This is a genomic window from Mesorhizobium sp. M8A.F.Ca.ET.207.01.1.1 (assembly GCF_004794715.1).
In the GTDB taxonomy this organism is placed as follows: Bacteria; Pseudomonadota; Alphaproteobacteria; order Rhizobiales; family Rhizobiaceae; genus Mesorhizobium.
Genome location: NZ_SRUS01000277.1, coordinates 1 through 346, shown reverse-complemented (window position 1 = coordinate 346; position 346 = coordinate 1). Strand labels below are relative to the sequence as shown.

Sequence of the window (346 nt, the reverse complement as noted above, 5' to 3'; positions counted from 1 at the left end):
TCCATCAATGCCACCCGATCGGGTGACGACTGCCAGGTTCAGATCGAGGTCTGCGATTCCGGCACGGGGATCGAAGCCGCGGACCTGGAGACGATCTTCTCGCCGTTCGTACAGCTCAGCCAGGGTGCGGCACGCTGCGAGCAGGGTGTCGGGCTGGGGCTGTACATCGTGCGGCTGATTTCCGATGCCATGGGTGGGACGATCAGCGTGGGCCGCAGTGAAGCAGGCGGTGCCTCATTCGCGTGGCGCTTCACGGTGGCCTCCACCACGGAGGTGGACCCTCTTCCTTCCCTTGAAGAACTTCTTCAGTCACACGCAGCGTCGGTGCGACCGCTGCACTGCCTGC

At 64.2% G+C, this 346-nt stretch carries 1 protein-coding gene; it reads left to right on the top strand.

Annotated elements, in window-relative coordinates; genetic code table 11:
- Positions 1-346, top strand: a 346-nt coding sequence (locus EN850_RS34525; protein ID WP_136093003.1) for an ATP-binding protein, incomplete at both ends; no start/stop codon positions are given.